This is a genomic window from Nocardioides sp. NBC_00850 (assembly GCF_045207335.1).
Classification (GTDB): domain Bacteria; phylum Actinomycetota; class Actinomycetes; order Propionibacteriales; family Nocardioidaceae; genus Nocardioides.
The window spans coordinates 5,710,302-5,731,260 of record NZ_CP108845.1 but is presented as its reverse complement, the minus strand read 5'-3'; the positions used below and the strand labels follow the sequence as shown (position 1 = coordinate 5,731,260).

20 protein-coding genes are annotated in these 20,959 nt (G+C 69.7%); 14 read left to right on the top strand and 6 right to left on the bottom strand.

What is annotated here, in order from left to right; translation table 11 throughout:
- Window positions 1-30: 30 nt before the first annotated feature.
- The 4 genes from OH802_RS27835 to OH802_RS27820 all read left to right on the top strand — a co-directional run bounded on the left by OH802_RS27835 (window position 31) and on the right by OH802_RS27820 (window position 4,544).
- Entirely contained in the window at window positions 31-2,043 is a 2,013-nt protein-coding gene (locus OH802_RS27835) for a hypothetical protein (protein WP_406023606.1), read from the top strand.
- Window positions 2,044-2,106: 63 nt separating this feature from the next.
- Window positions 2,107-2,886 carry a sulfite exporter TauE/SafE family protein gene (locus OH802_RS27830; RefSeq protein ID WP_406023605.1) on the top strand — a complete coding sequence of 260 codons (780 nt, stop codon included), beginning with the start codon at window positions 2,107-2,109 and terminating at the stop codon, window positions 2,884-2,886.
- A 4-nt stretch (window positions 2,887-2,890) separates the two neighbouring features.
- Window positions 2,891-3,514, top strand: coding sequence for a YigZ family protein (locus tag OH802_RS27825; RefSeq protein ID WP_406023604.1), 624 nt, complete (start codon window positions 2,891-2,893; stop codon window positions 3,512-3,514).
- Window positions 3,515-3,560: 46 nt separating this feature from the next.
- Window positions 3,561-4,544 carry a GNAT family N-acetyltransferase gene (locus OH802_RS27820; protein ID WP_406023603.1) on the top strand — a complete coding sequence of 328 codons (984 nt, stop codon included), beginning with the start codon at window positions 3,561-3,563 and terminating at the stop codon, window positions 4,542-4,544.
- A gap of 4 nt (window positions 4,545-4,548) precedes the next feature.
- Here OH802_RS27820 and OH802_RS27815 read toward each other — a convergent pair whose 3' ends face one another.
- Both OH802_RS27815 and OH802_RS27810 read right to left on the bottom strand, forming a co-directional pair.
- Complete coding sequence (locus OH802_RS27815; protein WP_406023602.1) at window positions 4,549-5,352, bottom strand: SDR family oxidoreductase; 804 nt, start codon at window positions 5,350-5,352, stop codon at window positions 4,549-4,551.
- Window positions 5,353-5,461: 109 nt separating this feature from the next.
- Window positions 5,462-6,580, bottom strand: a complete 1,119-nt coding sequence (locus OH802_RS27810) for a diacylglycerol kinase (RefSeq protein ID WP_406023601.1) — start codon at window positions 6,578-6,580, stop codon at window positions 5,462-5,464.
- A 77-nt stretch (window positions 6,581-6,657) separates the two neighbouring features.
- On the opposite strand from OH802_RS27810, the gene OH802_RS27805 reads away from it, so the two are divergent.
- Window positions 6,658-7,197 carry a DinB family protein gene (locus OH802_RS27805; RefSeq protein WP_406023600.1) on the top strand — a complete coding sequence of 180 codons (540 nt, stop codon included), beginning with the start codon at window positions 6,658-6,660 and terminating at the stop codon, window positions 7,195-7,197.
- Window positions 7,197-7,676 carry a GNAT family N-acetyltransferase gene (locus OH802_RS27800; RefSeq protein WP_406023599.1) on the top strand — a complete coding sequence of 160 codons (480 nt, stop codon included), beginning with the start codon at window positions 7,197-7,199 and terminating at the stop codon, window positions 7,674-7,676. The genes OH802_RS27805 and OH802_RS27800 overlap by 1 nt, the downstream gene beginning before the upstream one ends.
- 2 nt (window positions 7,677-7,678) lie before the next feature.
- On the opposite strand, the gene msrA is transcribed toward OH802_RS27800, so the two are convergent.
- Window positions 7,679-8,332: a peptide-methionine (S)-S-oxide reductase MsrA gene (gene msrA / locus OH802_RS27795; protein ID WP_406023598.1), complete on the bottom strand. Its 654-nt coding sequence runs from the start codon at window positions 8,330-8,332 to the stop codon at window positions 7,679-7,681.
- Between the two features lie 105 nt (window positions 8,333-8,437).
- On the opposite strand from msrA, the gene OH802_RS27790 reads away from it, so the two are divergent.
- The 5 genes from OH802_RS27790 (at window position 8,438) to greA (ending at window position 14,370) form a co-directional block, all read left to right on the top strand.
- A complete protein-coding gene (locus OH802_RS27790) occupies window positions 8,438-9,607 on the top strand; it encodes a cystathionine gamma-synthase (RefSeq protein ID WP_406023597.1) in 1,170 nt (389 codons plus the stop codon).
- Entirely contained in the window at window positions 9,594-10,961 is a 1,368-nt protein-coding gene (locus tag OH802_RS27785) for a glutamate mutase L (protein ID WP_406023596.1), read from the top strand. Before OH802_RS27790 ends, OH802_RS27785 begins: the two co-directional genes overlap by 14 nt.
- A 10-nt stretch (window positions 10,962-10,971) precedes the next feature.
- The gene (locus OH802_RS27780) at window positions 10,972-12,420 is read left to right on the top strand and encodes an AI-2E family transporter (RefSeq protein ID WP_406023595.1); all 1,449 of its coding nucleotides are present in this window, start codon (window positions 10,972-10,974) and stop codon (window positions 12,418-12,420) included.
- Window position 12,421: 1 nt separating this feature from the next.
- A complete protein-coding gene (gene ilvA / locus OH802_RS27775; RefSeq protein ID WP_406029428.1) occupies window positions 12,422-13,633 on the top strand; it encodes a threonine ammonia-lyase in 1,212 nt (403 codons plus the stop codon).
- Window positions 13,634-13,860: 227 nt separating this feature from the next.
- A complete protein-coding gene (greA, locus tag OH802_RS27770) occupies window positions 13,861-14,370 on the top strand; it encodes a transcription elongation factor GreA (RefSeq protein WP_355228320.1) in 510 nt (169 codons plus the stop codon).
- An 82-nt stretch (window positions 14,371-14,452) separates the two neighbouring features.
- Here greA and OH802_RS27765 read toward each other — a convergent pair whose 3' ends face one another.
- Entirely contained in the window at window positions 14,453-14,836 is a 384-nt protein-coding gene (locus tag OH802_RS27765; RefSeq protein ID WP_406023594.1) for a DUF4307 domain-containing protein, read from the bottom strand.
- Between the two features lie 196 nt (window positions 14,837-15,032).
- On the opposite strand from OH802_RS27765, the gene mca reads away from it, so the two are divergent.
- Together mca and OH802_RS27755 are read left to right on the top strand one after the other, a co-directional pair.
- Complete coding sequence (gene mca / locus OH802_RS27760; RefSeq protein WP_406023593.1) at window positions 15,033-16,019, top strand: mycothiol conjugate amidase Mca; 987 nt, start codon at window positions 15,033-15,035, stop codon at window positions 16,017-16,019.
- 33 nt (window positions 16,020-16,052) lie between these two features.
- On the top strand, window positions 16,053-16,328 hold the full coding sequence (locus OH802_RS27755; RefSeq protein ID WP_091050473.1) for a hypothetical protein: 276 nt from the start codon (window positions 16,053-16,055) through the stop codon (window positions 16,326-16,328).
- Window positions 16,329-16,346: 18 nt separating this feature from the next.
- Here OH802_RS27755 and OH802_RS27750 read toward each other — a convergent pair whose 3' ends face one another.
- Both OH802_RS27750 and OH802_RS27745 read right to left on the bottom strand, forming a co-directional pair.
- Window positions 16,347-16,922 carry a TerD family protein gene (locus OH802_RS27750; protein ID WP_406023592.1) on the bottom strand — a complete coding sequence of 192 codons (576 nt, stop codon included), beginning with the start codon at window positions 16,920-16,922 and terminating at the stop codon, window positions 16,347-16,349.
- Between the two features lie 55 nt (window positions 16,923-16,977).
- A complete protein-coding gene (locus OH802_RS27745) occupies window positions 16,978-18,450 on the bottom strand; it encodes a cellulase family glycosylhydrolase (protein ID WP_406023591.1) in 1,473 nt (490 codons plus the stop codon).
- Window positions 18,451-18,596: 146 nt separating this feature from the next.
- On the opposite strand from OH802_RS27745, the gene OH802_RS27740 reads away from it, so the two are divergent.
- Entirely contained in the window at window positions 18,597-20,957 is a 2,361-nt protein-coding gene (locus tag OH802_RS27740; protein ID WP_406023590.1) for a phosphoribosyltransferase domain-containing protein, read from the top strand.
- Window positions 20,958-20,959: the final 2 nt, after the last annotated feature.

Sequence of the window (20,959 nt, the reverse complement as noted above, 5' to 3'; positions counted from 1 at the left end):
GCGTGTTACATGCGTGAAGGAGCACCGACCATGAGCCGCTACAAGAAGTACGCCGGGGGTGACCCGCTCGCGCCGCCGGTCGACATCGCCGAGGCGCTCGACGCGATCGGTGAGGACGTGATGTCCGGCTACTCGCCCGAGCGGGCGATGCGGGAGTTCCTGCGGCGCGGGGGACAGGACCAGCGCGGGCTCGACGACATTGCCCGGCAGGTCGCGGAGAGGCGTCGTGAGCTGCTGCAGCGGCACAACCTCGACGGCACGCTCGAGCAGGTGCGTGAGCTGCTGGACAAGGCGGTCCTGGAGGAGCGCAAGCAGCTGGCCCGCGACGTCACCATGGACGACGGCGATCGCGCGTTCCGGGAGATGCAGATCGACAACCTCTCGCCGAACACCGCCGCCGCGGTCAGCGAGCTCGCCTCCTACGACTGGACCTCACGCGAGGCCCGCGAGGCCTACGAGGAGATCAAGGACCTGCTCGGCCGCGAGCTCCTCGACCAGCGGTTTGCCGGGATGAAGCAGGCGCTCGAAGGGGCGACCGACGAGGACCGCGAGGCGATCGCGGAGATGCTGCGCGATCTCAACGAGCTCCTCGACAAGCACAACCGCGGCGAGGACACATCCGAGGACTTCGACGAGTTCATGGCCAAGCACGGCCAGTTCTTCCCCGAGAACCCGCAGAACATCGACGAGCTGCTCGACACTCTCGCGCAGCGTTCGGCGGCAGCGCAGCGGATGCTCAACTCGATGTCGGCCGAGCAGCGACGCGAGCTGATGGAGCTCTCCCAGCAGGCCTTTGGATCGCCCGCGCTGATGGAGCAGATGGCTCAGCTCGACGCCAACCTGCAGGCAGCGCGGCCCGGCGAGGACTGGTACGGCTCCGAGGAGTTCGGCGGTGGCGAGGGCCTGGGCCTCGGTGACGGCACCGGCGTGCTGCAGGACATCGCCGAGCTCGACCAGCTCTCCGAGCAGCTCCAGCAGTCCTACGCCGGCTCGCGGCTCGACGACATCGACCTCGACGCCCTCTCCCGTCAGCTCGGTGACCAGGCCGCGGTCGACGCGCGCACCCTGCAGGAGCTCGAGCAGGCGCTGCGCGACTCCGGCCAGCTCGAGCGCGGCTCCGACGGCGACCTCCGGCTGACCCCGAAGGCGATGCGCCAGCTCGGCAAGGCCCTGCTCCGCGACGTCGCGCAGCGGCTCTCCGGACGGCAGGGCGAACGCGACCTGCAGCGTGCCGGTGCGGCGGGCGACCTCTCCGGCTCCTCGCGGCCCTGGGCATTCGGCGACACCGAACCCTGGGACGTACCTCGCACGATCACGAACGCCGTCATCCGGGAGGTCGGCGAGTGCCGACGCGGCCCAGGAGTGCGACTGAGTGTCGACGACATCGAGGTCCAGGAGACAGAGGCCCGTACGCAGGCAGCGGTCGCGCTTCTGGTCGACACCAGCTTCTCGATGGCGATGGACGGCCGTTGGGTGCCGATGAAGCGCACCGCGCTGGCGCTGCACACGCTGATCAAGAGCCGTTTCCGCAACGACGACCTGCAGCTGATCTCGTTCGGCCGCTATGCCCAGACGATGGAGATCGAGAAGCTGACCGCCCTCGACGCGATCTGGGACAAGGGCACCAACCTGCACCACGCGCTGCTGCTCGCCAACCGGCACTTCCGCAAGCATCCCGGCGCCCAGCCGGTGCTCCTGATCGTGACCGACGGCGAGCCCACCGCCCATCTGGAGGCGGGCGGCGACGTCTGGTTCTCCTACCCGCCCCACCCGGTGACGATCGCCCGGTCCGTCGAGGAGCTGGAGAACTCCCGCCGCCTCGGCGCCCAGACGACCTTCTTCCGCCTCGGCGACGATCCCGGCCTGGCCCGATTCATCGACTCCATGGCCCGCCGCGTGGAGGGCCGCGTCGTCGCGCCCGAGCTGGACGACCTCGGCGCGGCCGTGGTCGGGTCCTATCTCGGCGACAGGACGGCGCGGCGTACGTCGAACTCCTACGGCTATCCCGACGCGTTCGGTGGCCGCGGCTGGTGGGCCGGCTGAACCGGCTTGGCTGAATGCTCACCGAGTTAACTCGGTGAGCATCAGGCCGCGTAATCTGCGCTGGTGCCCGAGGAGACGCTGAACGTACTTGCCCTTCTCGCCCTCGCGGCCCTGGCCGCCGGCTACGTGGACGCGGTGGTCGGCGGAGGTGGGCTGATCCAGCTGCCGGCGCTGCTGCTCTTCCTTCCCGGCGCCGCGCCGGTGCAGATCCTGGCGACCAACAAGCTGGCCTCGATCTTCGGCACCTCGATCAGCGCGGCGACCTACTACCGGCGGGTGGGGCCGGACCCGAAGACGTTCATCCCGCTCATGATCCTCGCGTTCGCCGGGTCCGCCCTGGGCGCGGGCGTCGCCTCCTATCTCCCGGAGAGCGTCTTCGAACCCATCGTCCTGATCGCGCTGATCCTGGTCGGGGCGTGGGTGCTCTTCAAGCCGTCCCTGGGCGAGGCGACCGAGCTGAGGTACGACGGCCACCGGCATCTGATCGGCGCGATGGCGGTCGGGTTCGCGGTCGGCTTCTACGACGGTGCCCTGGGCCCCGGGACCGGCAGCTTCCTGGTGATCGGGCTCGTCGGCCTCCTCGGCTACTCCTTCCTGGAGGCGAGCGCGAAGGCGAAGATGGCCAACGTCGCCACCAACCTCGCCGCCCTCGTCGTCTTCATCCCGCAGGGCGCAGTGATGTGGAAGACCGGCCTGGTGATGGGTGTGTGCAACCTGATCGGCGGCTACCTCGGGGCGCGGACGGCGGTGGCGAAGGGCGCCGGGTTCGTACGCGTCTTCTTCATCGTCGTGGTCGCCGGGTTCATCATCCGCCTCGGCGGCAGCGTGCTGGGGATCTGGTGAGGCAGTGCACTACCTGACCATCGGCCGCGACGGCGCCGCCGAGATCGAGGAGAAGCGGTCCCGGTTCCTGTGCACGCTCGCCCGGGTGGAGGACGAGGCCGACGCGCGAGCGGTGGTCGAGCGGCTGCGCAAGCAGCACTGGGACGCCCGCCACACCTGCTCGGCCTTCAGGATCGGCCCGCCGCCGCAGCCGGTCGAGCGCTCCAACGACGACGGTGAGCCGGCCGGCACCGCCGGGGCGCCGATGCTCGAGGTGCTCCGCGGCGCCGGAGTCTCCGACACGGTCGCCGTCGTGACCCGCTGGTTCGGTGGAACCCTGCTCGGCGCGGGTGGCCTCGTCCGGGCCTACTCCGACGCCGTCCGCGCCGCGCTCGTGGAGGTCGGCACGCTGCGGCGAGAGCTGGTCCGGGAGTATCGGATCGAAGTTCCGTACGATGCCGCCGGCCGCCTCGAGACCGACCTGCGATCCGCCGGTGTGACCGTCCTCGACACTGCCTATGGGACCGCCGTGACCCTGCGGATCGGGGCCCCTCCGGAGGACGAGAACCGACTGGAATCGTTGCTCGCCGAACTGACCGCCGGGGCATCGTCGCTGGTCCCAGGCACGGACCGCTGGGTCGACCGCTGACTCTCTTTGGGAGAATGGCCGGGTGAGCGACCATAGCGAGACGCCCGTGGAACTCCCTGCCGGATGGACGGCGAAGGTCCCAGACCTCGACGATCTGCCCGCCCTGCTGAGGCTGCGGGCGGCCGACAAGACGCCGTTCGAGGGCTCCGGAAAGGTCGATGCCGACGCCATCACCGGCGAGATCGCCGGGCCTGCTTCCTGGACCCGCCAGCAGCTCGTCGCCATCGACCCGGACGGCGACATCCGCGCCTGGGCCATCGCCCACGACCGCGCCGCCGGGCGCACGCTCGTCTACCTCTACGTAGATCGCACCATCGCCCAGGCCGCCGAGGTCGCGGCCGGGCTCTACGCCTGGCTCGAGGACCAGGCCCGATCGATGGCCGAGCTGCGCGGCATCACCGAGTCCCACCTCGACGCCAGCCCGTTCGCCGACGACACCGTGCAGCGCGAGTGGCTGGCCGCGGCGGAGTTCACCAACAAGCGCACCTGGCTGCACATGAGCCGACCGGTGCTGCCCGACGAGAAGGTGCCTCCGCTCCGCGAAGGGGTGACGATCCGCCCGGTCGAGACCCACGAAAACGGTATGCCCGTTGCGGCCGACCTGCAGACGGTCCACCAGACCCTGGAGGAGTCCTTCCAGGACCACTTCAACTCCTACCGGGAGAGCTTCCCGGAGTTCGTACAGCGCCTCCGTGAGGACCCGGGTCACCGCTGGGACCACTGGTGGCTGGCTTACGTGGACGAGACGTTGCCGGCCGGCACGCTGGTCGCCTCGGTGCTGCCCGCCAACGCGGCCGGGGTCGAGGGGACGTACGTCGAGTACATCGGCGTCAACCGCAACGCCCGCGGCCGCGGGGTGGCGAAGGGGCTGCTCTACGCCGTCATCGGCGACGCCCTCGAGCGCGGCCGTGACCGGGTCTCGCTCGAGGTCGACGCCGACAGCCCCACCGGGGCCGACGGGCTCTACAAGTCGATGGGCTGGGTGACCGACTACATCACCGAGTCCTGGCACAAGGACGTCACGGTCTAGACCTCTAGGCGCCGACGTCGGGGAGCTTGAGGTCGAGCGTCGGCGCCTCGGTGCCGCCGTCGACCTCGAGCATCTTCCCGGTGACGAACTGCCCGGCCCGGGAGGTCAGGTAGACCACCGCGGCGGCGATGTCCTCCGCCTCCCCGATGCGTCCGAGCGGGGTCTTCGACTCGATCTCGCCACGCATGGTGTCGTCGCCCGCCACGAACTCGAGGGCACTGGTACGCACCGAGCCGACGAAGATGCCGTTGACCCGGATCCGCGGCGCCAGGTCGGTCGCGGCCAGCCGCGTCCAGTGCGCCAGCGCCGCCTTCGCGGTGCCGTAGGCGAGATAGCCGCGCCCTGCCGTACGCCCCATCATCGAGCTGATCGACACCACCGACTGCTGCCCGTCCGGGCTCTTCACCAGGTACGGCACCGCCGCCCGCGTCAGTGCGTGCGCGGTGGTCACGTTGAAGTGGAAGGCCTCCTCGAGGTAGCCCTCGTCGGTGTCGAGGAACGTGTTCGGGATCGTCCCGCCCACGTTGTTGACCACGATGTCGAGACGCCCGAACTCCTCGTACGCCGTTTCCGCCAGCCCCGCCGTCGCGTCCGTGTCGGCCAGGTCCGCCGGCACCACCAGCGCCCGTCGGCCCACCGCCTCGACCTTCGCGGCGACCTCCCGAAGCTGCTTCTCGGTGCGCGAGGCGATCACCACGTCCGCCCCGGCCTCGGCCAGAGCCACCGCGGTGGCCGCCCCGATCCCGCGCCCCGCCCCCGTCACGACGGCCACGTGGCCGGTCAGCCTGAATCGTTCGAGAATGCTCATCTGGTTTCCTTTCCTGCCGAGAAGGCGCCCCCGTCGGCCGAGACGTCACGCGCGTCGGCCGAGTGGGCACCACGGTGACGCTTCGGCCGACGTAGCTGACGCCTCGGCTTCAGTTGGTTCCGGCGACGAGGCCGCGGCCGGTGATCAGCGGGAGGTCGAGAGGGGAGACGAGGCCGGGTTCGGCGGCGACGACGGCTGGGATGGCGTTGACCAGGCGCTGGGCGGTGACGATCATCCCGGAGACGTTGTGGTCGCCGTGCTCGCCGTGGTGGCTGAACTCGACGGTCATCGACGGCTCGCCGGTGACCTCGATGCGGTAGCAGCCGTCGCCGGTGGCCGGGGTGGGCCAGTCGGGATCGGACTCCGCGTCGGTCCGGGTGACGTGCTCGAGAGTGATGCGGGGGACTCCGTCGACGCTGCCGGTGACGGTGAAGCGTACGGAGCCCTGGGTGCCTTCGGCGATGTCCACCGACACGGTCTTGGTGTCCTTGGTCGCCGGGCGGCGCTCGACGTGCTCGACGAGCGGCTCGTCGAGGGTCACCCCGAGGCCGGCGGCGAGGACCCGGACGACGGGGCCCCATGCTGTGCTCAGCACGCCCGGCTCCCACAGGAACGGCTTGTCCTCCAGCGAGCCCCCGAAGCCGAAGAGATCCTTCATCACAACGGGCTGGAAGTACGTCGAGTAGTCGGCGATCTCGCTGACCCGAAGGTGGTCGATCCGCTGGGACAGCGACGTCATCGCGAGCGGCAGCACGTCGTTGGCGAAGCCCGGGTCGATGCCGTTGACGTGCAGCGACGCACCGCCCTCGCGCCCGGCCTGGTCGATGCCCTCGATCATCTCGTCCGGCAGCGTCCCCTGCGGGTGCACCAGGATCACCGGCCCGGAAGAGACGACGTTGACCCCGTCCCGGATCAGCCCGGTCAGATCCTCGATCGCCTCGAAGACCCGGTCGTCGGTCATCGCCGCGTGGACGACGCAGTCCGGGGCGAGTGCGAGCAGCTCGTCGCGCGACGTTGTCGCCGCCACCCCGAGCGTACGTCCGAGCCCGGCCAGCTCTCCGGCGTCCTGACCTGCCTTCGCCGGCGTCGAGGTCCAGACCCCGACGAGCTCCAGGTCGGGATGCGCATCGACTCCCGCGATCGCATGACGACCCACCGTCCCGGTGGACCAGACGACGACTCTGAGCGGTTTCTCGGGACTCTGTGGACCTCTGGGGGCGTGGGGCATGACGGCAAATCTAGAACGCGTTTCAGTTTCGCGAAAGTGATTCGCCGAGGAAACTCGCCGGCGCTACGTTGGCGCCCATGACCGAGGCACTCTTCGAGGACACCCGCCATCCAACCGGTGCCCCCTACGTCGCGGACGAGTCCACGACCCTGCGCACGTTCCTCGACTTCCACCGGGCGACCCTGCTCAGGCAGGTCGCCGGCCTCGACCACGAGCAGCTCAACCGCCCCTTCCCGCCCACCGCCATGACGCTGGCCGGACTCCTGAAGCACATGGCGTACGTGGAAGACATCTGGTTCGGCGTACGCCTGGCGGGCAACAGCCCGGTCCCGCCGTTCGACACGGCTCCCTGGGACAACGACCAGGACTGGGAGTTCAACAGCGCCGCCGCGGACGATCCCGAGGCGCTGCGCACCCTGCTCCGCGACGCGATCGCCCGCTCCAACGAGCTCACCGACACCGCTGGCTCCCTCGACCAGATCGCGGTCGGCACGACCCGCGACGGCCAGTCGATCAGCCTGCGCTGGATCCTGGTCCACATGATCGAGGAGTACGCCCGCCACTGCGGGCACGCCGACCTCATGCGCGAGGCCATCGACGGAAAGGTTGACCTCTGATGCAGATCCGCGAAGCGACGGCCGAGGACTGGCCGCAGATCTACCCGTTCTGGTCCGAGATCGTGGCGGCGGGGGAGACCTACGCCTACCCCGAAGGCCTGTCCTCCGAGGAGGCCAAGGACATGTGGATGTACGACCACGTGGTCGTCGCGGTCGAGGGCGAGGAGATCCTCGGCAGCGCCAAGATGGGCCCCAACCGCCCGGGCCGCGGCAGCCACATCGGGACCGCCTCGTTCATGGTCTCCCCGAACGCCCGCGGCAAGGGCGTCGGCCGCGCCCTCGGCGACTACTGCGTGAGCTGGCACCGCGAGCAGGGCTTCCACGGCATCCAGTTCAACGCGGTCGTGGAGACCAACACCACCGCCGTACGCCTGTGGAAGTCCCTCGGCTTCCAGATCATCGGGACCGTCCCGGACGCGTTCGACTCGACGTCGCACGGCCGGGTCGGCCTCCATGTGATGTATCTGCCGCTGACCTGACCTCAGGCGTTCGCGGGGAAGGCGATGCCCGTGTTCGCGTGGCAGCGGTAGCCGTTGGGCACGCGGTCCAGGTACTGCTGGTGCGCGGGCTCGGCGGCATAGAAGGTCGGGACCTCGCGGATCTCGGTGGTGATCTCGCCGTAGCCCCGCCGGGCGATCTCGTCGCCGTAGACCTTGGTCAGCTCCTCAGCGGTCTCCCGCTGCGCGTCGGAGACGTAGTAGAGCGCCGAGCGGTACTGGGTCCCGACGTCGTTGCCCTGCCGCATCCCCTGCGTCGGGTCGTGCACCTCGAAGAACTTCTTGACGAGCTCCGCGTAGGAGACCACGGCGGGGTCGAAGACGACCCGGACCGCCTCGGTGTGGTTGGTCTGACCGCTGCAGACCTCGTCGTAGGTCGGGTTGGCGGTCGTGCCGCCCTGATACCCGACAGCGGTCGAGTAGACCCCCGGCGTCTGCCAGAAGATCTCCTCGGCGCCCCAGAAGCAGCCGAGACCGAAGTACGCCACCTCCGACCCCTCCGGCGCGGTGCCGTCCTCGGGGGAGGCGAGCAGCGGAGTCCCCAGGACGCGGTGCTTCGCGGGCAGGTCGAAGAGGGCCTGGTCGCGCCCGGCGAGGGTGCGGTCCTCGGGGAAGAGCTGTGTTGGCCGACCGAACATGAGTGACCTCCAGAAAGTCAGGGTTGCTACCAGTCTCCAACACAGTTCGACGCGCGAACGTTCCCGGATGGGCCGCGAGGTGGGATCGGACGTAGGCTCGGTTGTGTGAGCGAGCAGCAGCACCTCGGCAAGGCCGGTTTCGAGACCAAGGCGATCCACGCGGGCTACGAGCCCGACCCGACGACGGGTGCGGTGATCCCGCCGATCTACGCCACCACGACCTACAAGCAGGACGGCGTCGGTGGCCTGCGCAACGGCTATGAGTACAGCCGCTCCGCCAACCCGACCCGCACCGCGCTCGAGGGTGCGCTGGCGGCGGTCGAGGAGGGCGAGAAGGGGTTCGCCTTCGCCTCCGGTCTGGCTGCCGAGGACACCCTGATCCGCAGCCTGATGCGACCCGGTGACCACATGGTCATCCCCGACGACGCCTACGGCGGCACGCACCGGCTGATCGACAAGGTCGAGAGCCAGTGGGGGATCGCGCACACCCCGGCCCAGGTCGCCGACGTCGACGCGGTCGCGGCCGCGATCCAGCCTGGCAAGACCAAGGTCGTCTGGGTCGAGACGCCGACCAACCCGCTGCTCAACATCGCCGACATCTCGGCCCTGGCCACGGTCGCCCACGAGGCCGGCGCGCTGCTGGTCGTCGACAACACCTTCGCCAGCCCCTACCTGCAGCAGCCGCTCACCCTCGGCGCCGACGTGGTGGTGCACTCGACGACGAAGTACGTCGGTGGCCACTCCGACGTCGTTGGCGGCGCCGTGGTCGTGCGTGACCTCGAGCTCGCCGAGAAGATCGGCTACCTCCAGAACGCCGCCGGCGCGATCGCCGACCCGTTCGGGGCCTGGCTGACCCTTCGTGGCCTCAAGACCCTGGCGGTACGCATGGACCGCCACTGCGACAACGCCGAGCGCGTCGCCGACTTCCTGACCTCGCACCCGAAGGTCGGTGAGGTCATCTACCCGGGCCTGGAGACGCACCCGGGTCACACGACCGCCCAGAAGCAGATGAAGCGGTTCGGCGGCATGATCTCCTTCCGCGTCGAGGGCGGCGAGGCCGCTGCGCTCGCAGTGTGCGAGCGCACCAAGATCTTCACGCTGGGCGAGTCGCTCGGCGGTGTCGAGAGCCTGATCGAGCACCCGGGGCGGATGACGCACGCGTCGGTCGCGGGCACCGACCTCGAGGTGCCGGCCGACCTGGTCCGGCTCTCCGTCGGGATCGAGTACGCCGAGGACCTCGTCGCGGACCTCGAGCAGGCCCTTGACCAGAGCTGACTCGCCACAGACCGCCGTCTGCGTCGACTTCGGCTCCACCTGGACCAAGGCGCTCCACGTCGACCTCGTCTCCGGCGAGATCCTCGGCACCGCGAGCGCACCGACGTCGCTGCACGAGGTGATGGAGGCGTACGACGCCTGCCTGACCGCTCTCACCGAGAAGGACTCCCGGGCGGCCGACGCTGAGATCCTCGCCTGCTCCTCGGCAGGCGGCGGTCTTCGGATCGCCGTGGTCGGCAACGAGGAGCTGGTGACCGCCGAGGCCGGGCGCCGGGTGGCACTGTCCAGCGGGGGCAAGGTCGTCGCGGTGATCGCGACCGCAGGTCGTGAAGCTGAGAGTGACCTAGGGGCCACTCTCAGCGTCACAACCCCCGACCTGGTGCTGCTGACAGGCGGCACCGACGGCGGCAACCGGGATGCCGTCGTCTCGGCCGCACGCGAGCTGGCCGGGGCCGGCTGGCGTGGACCGGTGGTCGTGGCGGGCAACCGCGAGGCGAACCAGGAGATCGACGAGATCCTGGCCGATGTCCCTCATGTGACCTGCGACAACGTCGTTCCCAAGATCGGCGTGCTGGCGCCCGAGAGCGCCCGCGCGGCGGTCCGGGAGATGTTCCTCGAGCACGTGATCGGCGGCAAGAACCTCAGCAGCCGGGCCGACTTCCGGCGGATCGTCCAGGGTGCGACTCCCGATGTCGTGCTCCAGGGAGTCGAGACGCTGGCCGAGGTGCTCGGCGAGGACGTGGTCGTCGTCGACGTCGGCGGCGCCACGACCGACGTGCACAGCGTGGTCCGCCCCGACCCCGAGGCGGAGCACGTACGCGAGGAGGTCGTCGCCGTCACCCCGGTGACCCGGACCGTCGAGGGCGATCTGGGCATGCGCTGGTCGGCGACCACGACCCTCGCGGCGGCCGACCACTCCGACCCGAGCCTCGCCGAGTCGGATCTCTCCGGCGAGGTCGAGCATCGGCGCAACCACCCCGGCTGGCTGCCGCGCACCGAGCAGGACAAGGACATCGACGAGCTCCTGGCGAGGATCGCGATCTCCACGGCCCTGCAGCGGCACGCTGGACGCTCTCGGGTCGTCCTGTCCCCGAGCGGCAAGGTCATCGAGCGCACCGGCACCGACCTGCGCCGGGTCGGCGTGGTGATCGGCTCCGGCGGCGTACTGCGACACGGTCGCCGGGGCATCGAGGAGCGGGTGATGCGCTGGTCGGCGCGCGGCGGATGGCAGCTCCCGGAGGCGCCGCTGCGGGCGGTCGACAGCGACTACGTGCTCGCCGCAGTAGGGCTCCTCGCGCGGTCGCACCCCGCGACGGCACGGCACCTTGCGACCCACCTCACACCCTCCCGGTAGCCTCTGTCAGGTGACAGATCAGGGGGATGTTCCCGGGGGCGAGAAGCGGAGTGCCAAGGATGGCCTCGATCGGATGAAGGGCGCGTTCAAACGCAGCCGAGAGACGCGTGAGGCGCATCGCTTCGCCCAGGAGGAGGCCGACGCGCGCGAGTCCGCCGAGGTCGCCAAGGAGGCCGCAGCAGAGGCCCGTGAGTCGGCCGAGAACTTCGCGCTTCGCCTCGTCAACCAGTTCGAGCGCCTGCGCGAGGAGCGCCAGGAGCAGTTGGCCGCGCCGGAGCCGGTGACCGCTCCCAAGGCCGTCAGCCGCACCGACGTGCCCTACGGCGTCGAGCTCTCCGCGCAGTGGGCGTGGCGGTTCCTGGTGATCGTCGCCGCCGGCTACCTCATCGTCCGCGCTCTCGGCTTCCTCAGCATCGTCGTGGTCCCGGTGGTCATCGCGCTGCTGATCGCCGCGCTCGTCTCCCCGGTCGTCAACGGCCTGGCCCGGATAGGGCTCAAGCGGAGCATCTCGGCACTCTTCGTGGTGATCGGCGTGCTCGTGGCTGTCATCGCCATGCTGAGCTTCGCCGGCACCCAGGTCGCCAACGGCTTCAACGACCTGGCCGGGCAGACCGTCAAGGCGCTCGACGAGATCCGCGACTGGCTGATCAACGGCCCGTTCAACGCGAGCGAGACCCAGATCGACACCTGGCTCAACACGGTGCAGACCACGCTGGAGGACTGGGCGGCGGCGTACGCCTCCAACCCGTTCTCCCGGGTCAGCGAGGTCGGCGGGGTCGCCCTCGACGTCTTCGCCGGCCTGTTCATCGTGCTCTTCTCCACCTACTTCTTCTGCGCCGAGGGCGAGCGGATCTGGGGCTGGCTGGTCCGGCTCGCGCCGCGGGCCGCGCGCAGCCGGATGGACAGCTCGGGCCGGGTGGCCTGGGTGTCGCTGACCCAGTTCACCCGGGCGACGGTCATCGTGGCCGCGGTCGACGCGGTCGGCATCATGATCATCGCCACGGCCCTGCAGGTCCCGTTCGTGGCGGCGATCGGCGTGCTCGTCTTCCTGAGCTCGTTCGTGCCCCTGATCGGTGCCACCGTCGCCGGCGCGGTCGCCGTGCTCGTCGCGCTGGTCTCCCAGGGACCGGTGACGGCGCTGCTGATGCTCGGCGGCGTGATCCTGGTCCAGCAGCTCGAGGCCCACGGCCTGCAGCCGTTCCTGCTCGGCCGCTGGGTCCGGGTCCACCCGCTCGGCGTCATCCTGGCGGTCGCGACCGGCATCGTGCTCGGTGGCGTGGCCGGTGCGCTCGTGGCCGTGCCGCTGGTGGCCGCCCTCAACGCGGTGGCCAACCACCTGACCGCCACCGCCCCGGCCCAGGCCCTGGCCCAGGCTCAGGTGCCGACGTCGCCGCCCCCGTTGACGGCCAACGGGCCGACCTCCCCACCCCCGCCGAGCCCAGGAGCAGGCAGTGCCTGAGATGCATGGTCAGCCGACGTACGAGGACATCCTCGAGGCCCGCGAGCTGCTGCGCGATCACATCACCGAAACGCCTGTCCAGGGTGCCCGCTGGCTCACCGACATGATCGGCGACACGGTCATCCTCAAGTGCGAGAACCTGCAGCGAACGGGCTCCTTCAAGGCCCGCGGGGCCTTCGTACGCATCGCCCGGCTGACCGAGGAGCAGCGCAAGAACGGGGTGGTGGCCGCTAGCGCGGGCAACCACGCCCAGGGCGTCGCGTTGGCGGCGACGACCCTCGGCATCCCGTCCACCGTCTTCATGCCCGAAGGCGCGCCGATCCCGAAGGAGAAGGCCACCCGGGCGTACGGCGCTGAGGTGATCTTCGAGGGGCAGTACGTCGACCAGTGCCTCGAGGCCGCGATGGCCTTCGCCGAGCGCACCGGTGCCGTGATGATCCACCCCTTCGACCACCCCGACGTCGTCGCCGGCCAGGGCACGATCGGGCTCGAGATCCTCGAGCAGGCCCCGGACGTGAAGACGGTCGTCATCCCGCTCGGCGGTGGTGGCCTGCTCGCCGGTGCGGCGCTCGCGATCAAGGCGAAGCATCCCGACGTGAAGGTGATCGGCGTGCAGGCCGAGACGGCCGCCGCCTACCCGGTCTCGCTGCGCGAGGGCCGTCCGATCCGGCTCGACAAGATGCCGACGATGGCCGACGGCATCGCGGTCGGTCTGCCGGGGGAGACCAACTTCCCGATGATCCAGACCTACGTCGACGAGATCCGTACGGTCTCGGAGGAGGCGATCTCGAGCGCGCTGCTGGCGCTCGCCGAGCGGGCCAAGCTGGTCGTCGAGCCCGCCGGCGCGGTCGGCGTGGCCGCTCTGATGGACGCGCCCGAGGCCTTCGAGGGCCCCGTCGTGGTGGTGCTCTCCGGCGGCAACATCGACCCGCTCCTGCTCGGCAAGGTGATCCAGCACGGCATGACGCTGGCCGGGCGCTACCTGCCGGTCGCGGTGACGATCCCCGACCAGCCCGGGGCGCTCGCCACTTTGCTGTCGGTGATCGGCGACACCGGAGCCAACGTCATGGAGGTCGTGCACTCGCGCACCAACCCCGGACTGCGGCTCGCCGAGGTCGGTGTGCAGCTCCAGCTGGAGACCCGGGGTCAGACCCACGCCGAGCGAGTGCTCGAACAGTTGCGCAGCAAGGGATATCCAGCGACCACGCCCTGACGTTTGACCTGACGTTCCGGGGAACGGTCCCGAGGTCAGATTGCGCAACGTTTCGGTCGCGAACTGTCTTCGGGTGTGGTTGCCTTGTTAAACTGAACCTTCTGACGATCTCCCGCGGAACGTTCAGCTGGGTGAAACACGCCCGCTCAGCAGGGAGAAAAGGCGCCGGTTGATGGGGGTTGACCGGCGCCCCTTACCTATTCACTACCCATCAGGAGTAACTCGCTATGACTCAGTCGACCGAGACCACGGCTGCCACTATCTGGCTCAGCAAGGGTGCATTCGACAAGCTCACCGCCGAGTTGGAAGACCTGAAGGGCCCCCGACGCCAGGAGATCCTTGCCGAGATCAGCTCTGCCCGCGACGAAGGTGACCTCAAGGAGAATGGCGGCTACCACGCCGCTCGCGAGGAGCAGGGCAAGCTCGAGGGGCAGATCCAGCAGCTCGAGGCACTGCTGCGCAAGGCCGACACCACCGTCCCCGAGGACGACGGTGTCGTCTCGGTCGGCAAGCTGGTCACGTTCAAGTTCGAGGGCGATGACGACGACGAGGCCGAGACCCGCCTCATCGCCTCGATCGAGATGAAGGACTACGCGGGCGGCGTCGAGATCTCCTCTGCAGCCTCGCCCATCGGCGCTGCCCTCATCGGTGCCAGCGTCGGCGACACCGTGACCTACGAGGGTCCTCGCGGGCCGCTCAAGGTCGAGATCCTGAAGACTGAGGTTTTCACCGGGTAGGGATACCCGGTTAACCGGTGATTCCTGCACTTCTCGGGCAATGCAACGCCAGAGAAGTGCAGGGATTGCCTGAGAAGTACGGTCACTCGACCGTGCACTCGCCCCACTCGACCCGCAGCGCGCGGCGCTCGGTCGGGATGGTGATCGTCTGGCGCCCCTCGGTGGCGGTGAACTCGACGTGGCCGACCTTCTCTTCCTGGTCGTCCTCGGCCTCGACGGTGCAGACCGGCTTCGCGTCCTTGTCGTGGAGGCGTACGACGAAGGTCACCTCGACCTCGTTCTCGCTGACTGCCTCCCACTTCTCCAGCCCGGAGGAGACCTCGGGGTGAAGAGCCAGCCACAGTGCCCAGCCGAACCAGCCGATGATCGCCACCAGGGCGAGGACAAGCCCGATCATGAGTACGCCCGGGCGACGGCGCGGGCCGCGGCCGTAGCGGGCCGCGATGCGGGATTCTTCAGAGTTCATGGCTTCGGGCTCCGCTTCAGCAGACTCACGGCTTCGGGATCCGCTTTCGGCAGATGACGGCGTGCTCACGGGAAACATGGTCCCACCCCGCCGAAGGAGACCGCACATCCGTCCCCGGACGCCTACCACCAAAGTTGTCCGCGGAGTGGGAGCGGGTAACCGATTGGTGAGACGGAGCGTGGTTAGGATTGAACCCATGCCAGAGCAGCTCCAGCAGGCGTTCCGCCTGATGCACGTGCACGCGCACCCCGACGACGAGTCGAGCAAGGGCGCCGGGATCACCGCGAAGTACGTCGCCGAAGGGGTCGACGTCCATGTCGCGACGTGTACGGGCGGCGAGCGGGGCGACATCCTCAACCCGAAGATGGAGCGCCCCGGGATCCTGGAGAACATCCACGAGATCCGCCGCGAGGAGATGCATCGCGCCCGCGACATCCTCGGCATCAAGCAGGACTGGCTCGGCTTCGTCGACTCCGGTTGGGTCGAGGAGTTCATGCTGGTCAAGGAGATGGGGGCCAAGGACTGGTCGCTGCTCCCCGAGGGCTGCTTCGGCCGGACGCCGCTCGAGGTGAGCACGCGCCGGCTCGTCGAGATCATCCGCTCCTTCCGGCCGCATGTGGTCACGACGTACGACGAGAACGGGGGCTACCCGCACCCGGACCACATCATGTGCCACCGGGTCTCGGTGGAGGCGTTCCGGGCGGCGGGCGACCCTGACCTGTTCCCGGACGCGGGCGAGCCGTGGCAGCCGCTGAAGCTCTACTACAGCCACACCTTCAACTACCCCCGCATGATCGCCCTGCACGAGGCGATCAAGCGTCATGGCCTCGCCTCGCCATACGAGGAGCGCCTCGAGGAGTGGAAGCCGGACCCGGGCTGGGACGAGCGGGTCACCACGAAGGTCGAGTGCGCCGAGTTCTTCGGCGTACGTGACCAGGCCCTGCTCGCGCACGCCACCCAGATCGACCCCGACGGCCCCTGGTTCGCGGTGCCCCGGGAGATCGAGAAGGAGGCCTGGCCGACTGAGGACTACGAGCTGGTGACCTCCTACGTGCCGGTGCCGGAGGCGGAGAAGCGCGAGGAGACCGATCTCTTCGCCGGTCTCGACGTCTCCACCGCCGACGACGAGGGCAAGGCCGCCGTCGGTCGCGAGATCAGCTTCGGCAAGGTCGTCACCGCCTGAGCTTTCCTCAGACAAGAGTGAGACAATGTCGGTATGTCCGGCCTCCCGATGACGACGCAGACTCTGCACACCTCCCAGCCCGCTCCTGAGCCCACCCCGCCGCAGGACGAGGACGTGGTCGCGGGCTGGACCGCCTTCGGCATCTTCATCGCGCTCTGCGTCGCCGTCGCGGTGATCGCGTGGAGCATGCTGCGTCAGTTCAAGAAGGTCGAGAAGGCCAAGGTCGAGGGTGTCTTCGGCGAGGAGGCCCAGGCCGAGGCGATCGCCCAGCAGGCCGCCAAGGACGAGATCAAGAAGCTGAAGCGCTAGTTCTCGAGAGCCCGGCGCTCAGAGCGTCGGGGCGATCGAGGGCAGCAGGTCCTGGAACGTACGCCCGTTGCCGATCTCGCCGAGCGCGGTCATCGCCCAGCCACCGTCCTGACGGCTGACCTTGGCCATGATCTCGGCGGTGTGCGGGCCGGTCTGGCTGACGTCGAAGCGGGCGATCTCGGTGCGGGTGTTCTCGTCGACGAGACGGCAGAACGCGTTCTGGATCTGGGCGAAGCTCTGTCCGGTGAAGGAGTTGATCGTGAACACGATCTGCGCGACCTCGGCCGGCACGCGGTCGAGGTGGACGATGATCGACTCGTCGTCGCCCTCGCCGGCGCCGGTGCGGTTGTCGCCGGTGTGGACGACGGCGCCGTCCCTGGACTTCAGCTGCCGGAACCAGGCCTGGTCGAGGTGGGCGCCGGTCGCGTCGTAGAGGATCGCGGAGGCGTCCATGTCGACGTCGGCGCCACGGAACCCGCCGAAGAGCCCCTGTCTGACGGCGTCCCAACCGAGCGCTATCCGTACGTGCGTCATGCTGCTGCCGTCACCTGTGGTGAGCGAGACCGACTGTCCCTTGGCGAGCGAGACGGACAACTGATCCTCCGAGGGCTGGACCGACGCGGGCCGGAGCGGGCGGGACGCCACCACCCTAGTCAATCGTGACGGTCACCGGTTCGGTTCCGGTCGCCTCGACCAGGATCCGGTTGTGCTCGGCCTCGCCGACGACCCGACCGCCCTCGACGGCGATGTCCGGCCCGGAGGGGTAGTGGATCGGGCTGACGAAGATCTCGGTCGGCTCCTCGATCTCAGCGGACGGCTCGTAGGTGTAGCTGAACGCGCCGGTGGCGGGGTCGAAGGAGAGGTCGACCGGGGTGCCGGCCGTGGCCTGCGGGTAGGTGCGGACCAGCGTACGCAGCTTCTCGGACTTCACCGTCGAGAGATCGGCGTCGTCTGCGAACATCCCCTGCGCGCCGTCGGCGGTGGTCGGGTCGTCCCAATGTTTGTAGGCCCAGTGCATCCAGGAGGTGAAGTGGTCGTCGGCCGAGGCGGTGTCGATGGCCAGCAGCTCGGTGTTGTCGGTCGCGCCGAACTCCGACATCAGGTTGGTCGCGCCCATCGTCTCGGCCTGCTCGAGCGCCTTGAGGTTGTGTGTCTCGTCGTAGTCCTTGCAGCCGCTGACCCCGATCGGGATGCCCTGGGAGTCGAGGTAGCCGTACGGGCAGTAGCTGTGCCAGGAGTAGCCGACCTGGTCGTCGTTGGCCCGCCCGAAGCTCGAGTTGGGGACCTGGTTGGCGAGCAGCTGCGACTCGAACCAGACGATGCCGTCGGGGTCGGACCGGCGGATCGCCGCCGTCGCCCTCTCGTACGCCGGCTGGAACTCGTCCCGGTAGGAGCTCGCGCACCCGGTGATCGGGCAGGTCAGCCACTCCCGTCCCGCCCACGGCTCGTTGATGAGGTCGTAGCCCATCGAGTAGGGCTGGTCGCCCCACCGCTGCGCGACCGCGCCCCAGGCCGCGGCCCAGCCGTCCTGCACACCGTTCTTGTTCGCCCAGAAGTTGTCGTAGACGGTGGCCAGCTCGGGCGTGATGTACGTCGCAGGGAAGGACAGCTTGATCGGCGGGTGCAGGTTGTAGGGCGCCGGCCGTTTCGCCGCCCAGTCGGGTACGCCCTCGCCGCCGTAGGTCTCGTGCCACATGTCCTGGTGGAAGTCGTACTGCATCCAGATGCCCTTGTCGGCGAGCAGGTCGATCACCCGCTGCCAGTCGTCGAGGTAGTCCTCGTCGACCTGCCCGGGGGCGTCCGGGGTCACGCCCGCCCACAGGGTGCCGATCCGGACGCCGTTGAAGCCGTGCTCCGCCAGCCATTCCGCATCGGCCGCGGTGAAGCCTTCGGGCGAGTCGGGTGGGACGTACGGATCGTGCTTCCAGACCAGGTTCTGCCCGTGCACGAGCACGATCCGGCCGTGCTGGTCGACCAGCCAGCGCCCCTCGCGGGAGAGCCGTGGCGTCTCCTCCATCGGGTCCGCGCCAGCGGGCCCGACCGGGCTCAGCAGCGAGGTCCCGAAGGCGAGCACGGCCGCCGCGGCGGCCACGATTCCGAAGCTTCCCGAGCGACGAGGCATGTCCGGAACCTATTGGTCCCCGCCGCCACCGACAAGAACGTGTTCTCATTCTGGACGTATGGCCCGCCAGGACGGCGCCTGCAGTGGACATGGGTGCCCTACGTGCGGTTGAGTCAGACGAGGAGCATTGGGGGAGAATGTCACCTGTGAGAGACGAAGCGAGCGGCTGGTCAGGCACCTGGGTGGCCGAACGTCTGGGCGTGCGTCTGCGGACGACCGACGCGCCGAGCGGGATGATGCTCACCGATCTGGTCGGTCTGGCGGTGCGACGCAACCCCCGCCGGGCGCAGCTCCTGGTCTCCTCCGTCCTCGGCAAGCACGTCCCGACCGACCCGCGTCTGGTGACCGACGCAGGGCTGCGCCTGGGGGCCAAAGCGCGCGCCGCGGCCACCGGTGACGCGGTGGTCCTCGGCTACGCCGAGACCGCGACCGCGCTCGGCCATCTCGTCGCCGACGCCCTCGGAGCGCCCTACCTGCACTCCACCCGCCGGGTCGTCGACGGTATCGAGTCAGTCGCCGACTTCTTCGAGGAGCACTCGCACGCGACCGCCCACCGGCTGCTCCCCGCCGACCCGGCTTTCCTCGCCCGTGCCGAGACCCTGGTGCTGGTCGACGACGAGGTCATCACCGGCAAGACCGTCGTCAACACCATCCGGGCGCTGCACAAGAAGTTCCCGCACAAGCACTACGTCGTGGCCGCGCTCGTCGACCTGCGCTCGGAGGCGGACCGCGGCCGGATGGAGCGCTCGATCAAGCGGCTGCGCGCGACCTTGGACGTGGTCTCCCTCGCGAGCGGCGAGATCGAGCTGCCCGAGGACCTCGCCGACAACGGCAACCGGCTCATCGACACCGTCGAGAACCTCCGTCAGCTGGCCGGCGTCGAGACGAACCGGCGTCCGCGCGGCGAGGTCGTCCAGGTCGTCGCGACCTGGCCACGCGCCGTCCCGGAGGGCGGCCGCCACGGCTTCACGGCCGGCGCCTCCGGCTCCTACGAGTCGGCCGTCACGGTGACCGCGGCGGCCGTCGCCGGCCGCATCCCCGACGGCCCGGTGCATGTGCTCGGCACCGAGGAGCTGATGTACGCACCCCTGCGGATCGCCTCCGCGCTGGCGGACCGGCGCGCGGCCGAGGGCCGCCGCCACGAGATCACCTACTCGACGACGACGCGGTCGCCGGTGCTCGACGTCGACGATCCGGGCTACGCGATCCGCACCGCGATCACCTTCCCGTCCCACGACGCCCCGGCCGACGGCGACGGGCCGCGCTACGCCTACAACCTGCGTGAGGGCGCCTTCGAGACGATCGTGCTGGTGGTCGACGAGCCGGCCGACACCCCCGCGCTGCACGAGGAGGGCGGCCTGGTCGACCAGCTCGCCCGGCTCGCGCCGCGGGTCGTGGTCGTGACCATCCCGGCGTACGCCCCGGAGCCGCGCCACGACCAGCCGGCGCGGCAGCTGCCTGCTCCGCTCCACGGGCCGGCCTTCGGCTCCTATGACCGCGATGACGTCGCCTGGCTGCTCAAGGACCTGTCCGCGGACACGGCCGAGGCACCGGCCGAGGAGCACGCGGAGGCTCACCGGGAGCTCTTCGACGAGGCCCTGACCGCATCGGCCCAGCGGGTCGCGTACGCCATCGGCCTGGTCACCGAGCAGGTGCTGGCCCGGCGCGGGCAGGACGCCGTGCTAGTCTCCCTGGTGCGTGCCGGCATCCCGATCGGGGTGCTGATGCGGCGCTGGGCGCAGCGCGTGCACGGGCTCGACCTGCCGCACTATGCGATCTCGATGATCCGTGGGCGCGGCATCGACCAGACCGCGCTCGCCTATCTCGCCGCCCACCACGACCCCGCGCAGGTGATGTTCGTGGACGGGTGGACCGGCACGGGCGCGATCGCCCGCGAGCTGGCCGCGTCGGTCGAGAAGGCCAACTCGACGCTCGACGCCCATCTGGCCTCGCCGTTCTCCCCGGAGCTCGCGGTCCTCGCCGACCCGGGCCGGAGCGTGGCGGTCTACGGCACCCGCGAGGACTACCTGATCCCGTCGGCGTCCCTCGGGTCGACAGTCTCCGGCCTCGTCTCGCGCCCCATCATCGACGACGACCGGGTCGGCCCCAACGACTTCCACGGCGCGGTGTTCCACGCCGACCTGGCTTCGGCCGACGTGTCCAAGAAGTTCATCGACACCGTCGCGGCCCGCTTCCCGATCGTGCGCACCAAGGTGATGCTCGACCTCGGTGCCCACCTAGGCGGCGACCACACGCCCACCTGGGTGGGCTGGGACGCGGTCGAGGAGGTCGCGGAGAAGTTCGCGGACGGCGACGTCAGCCTCGTCCAGGCCGGCGTCGACGAGACCCTCCGGCTGCTGCTGCACGGTGAGCCGGCGAAGATCCTGGTGGACCCGGCCCACGACACCGACCTGGGCCCCGTCAAGAAGCTCGCCGAGGCGCGCGACGTGCCGGTGGAGCGCATCTCCGGCCTGCCCTACTCCTGCATCGGTCTCGTACGTCCCTGATG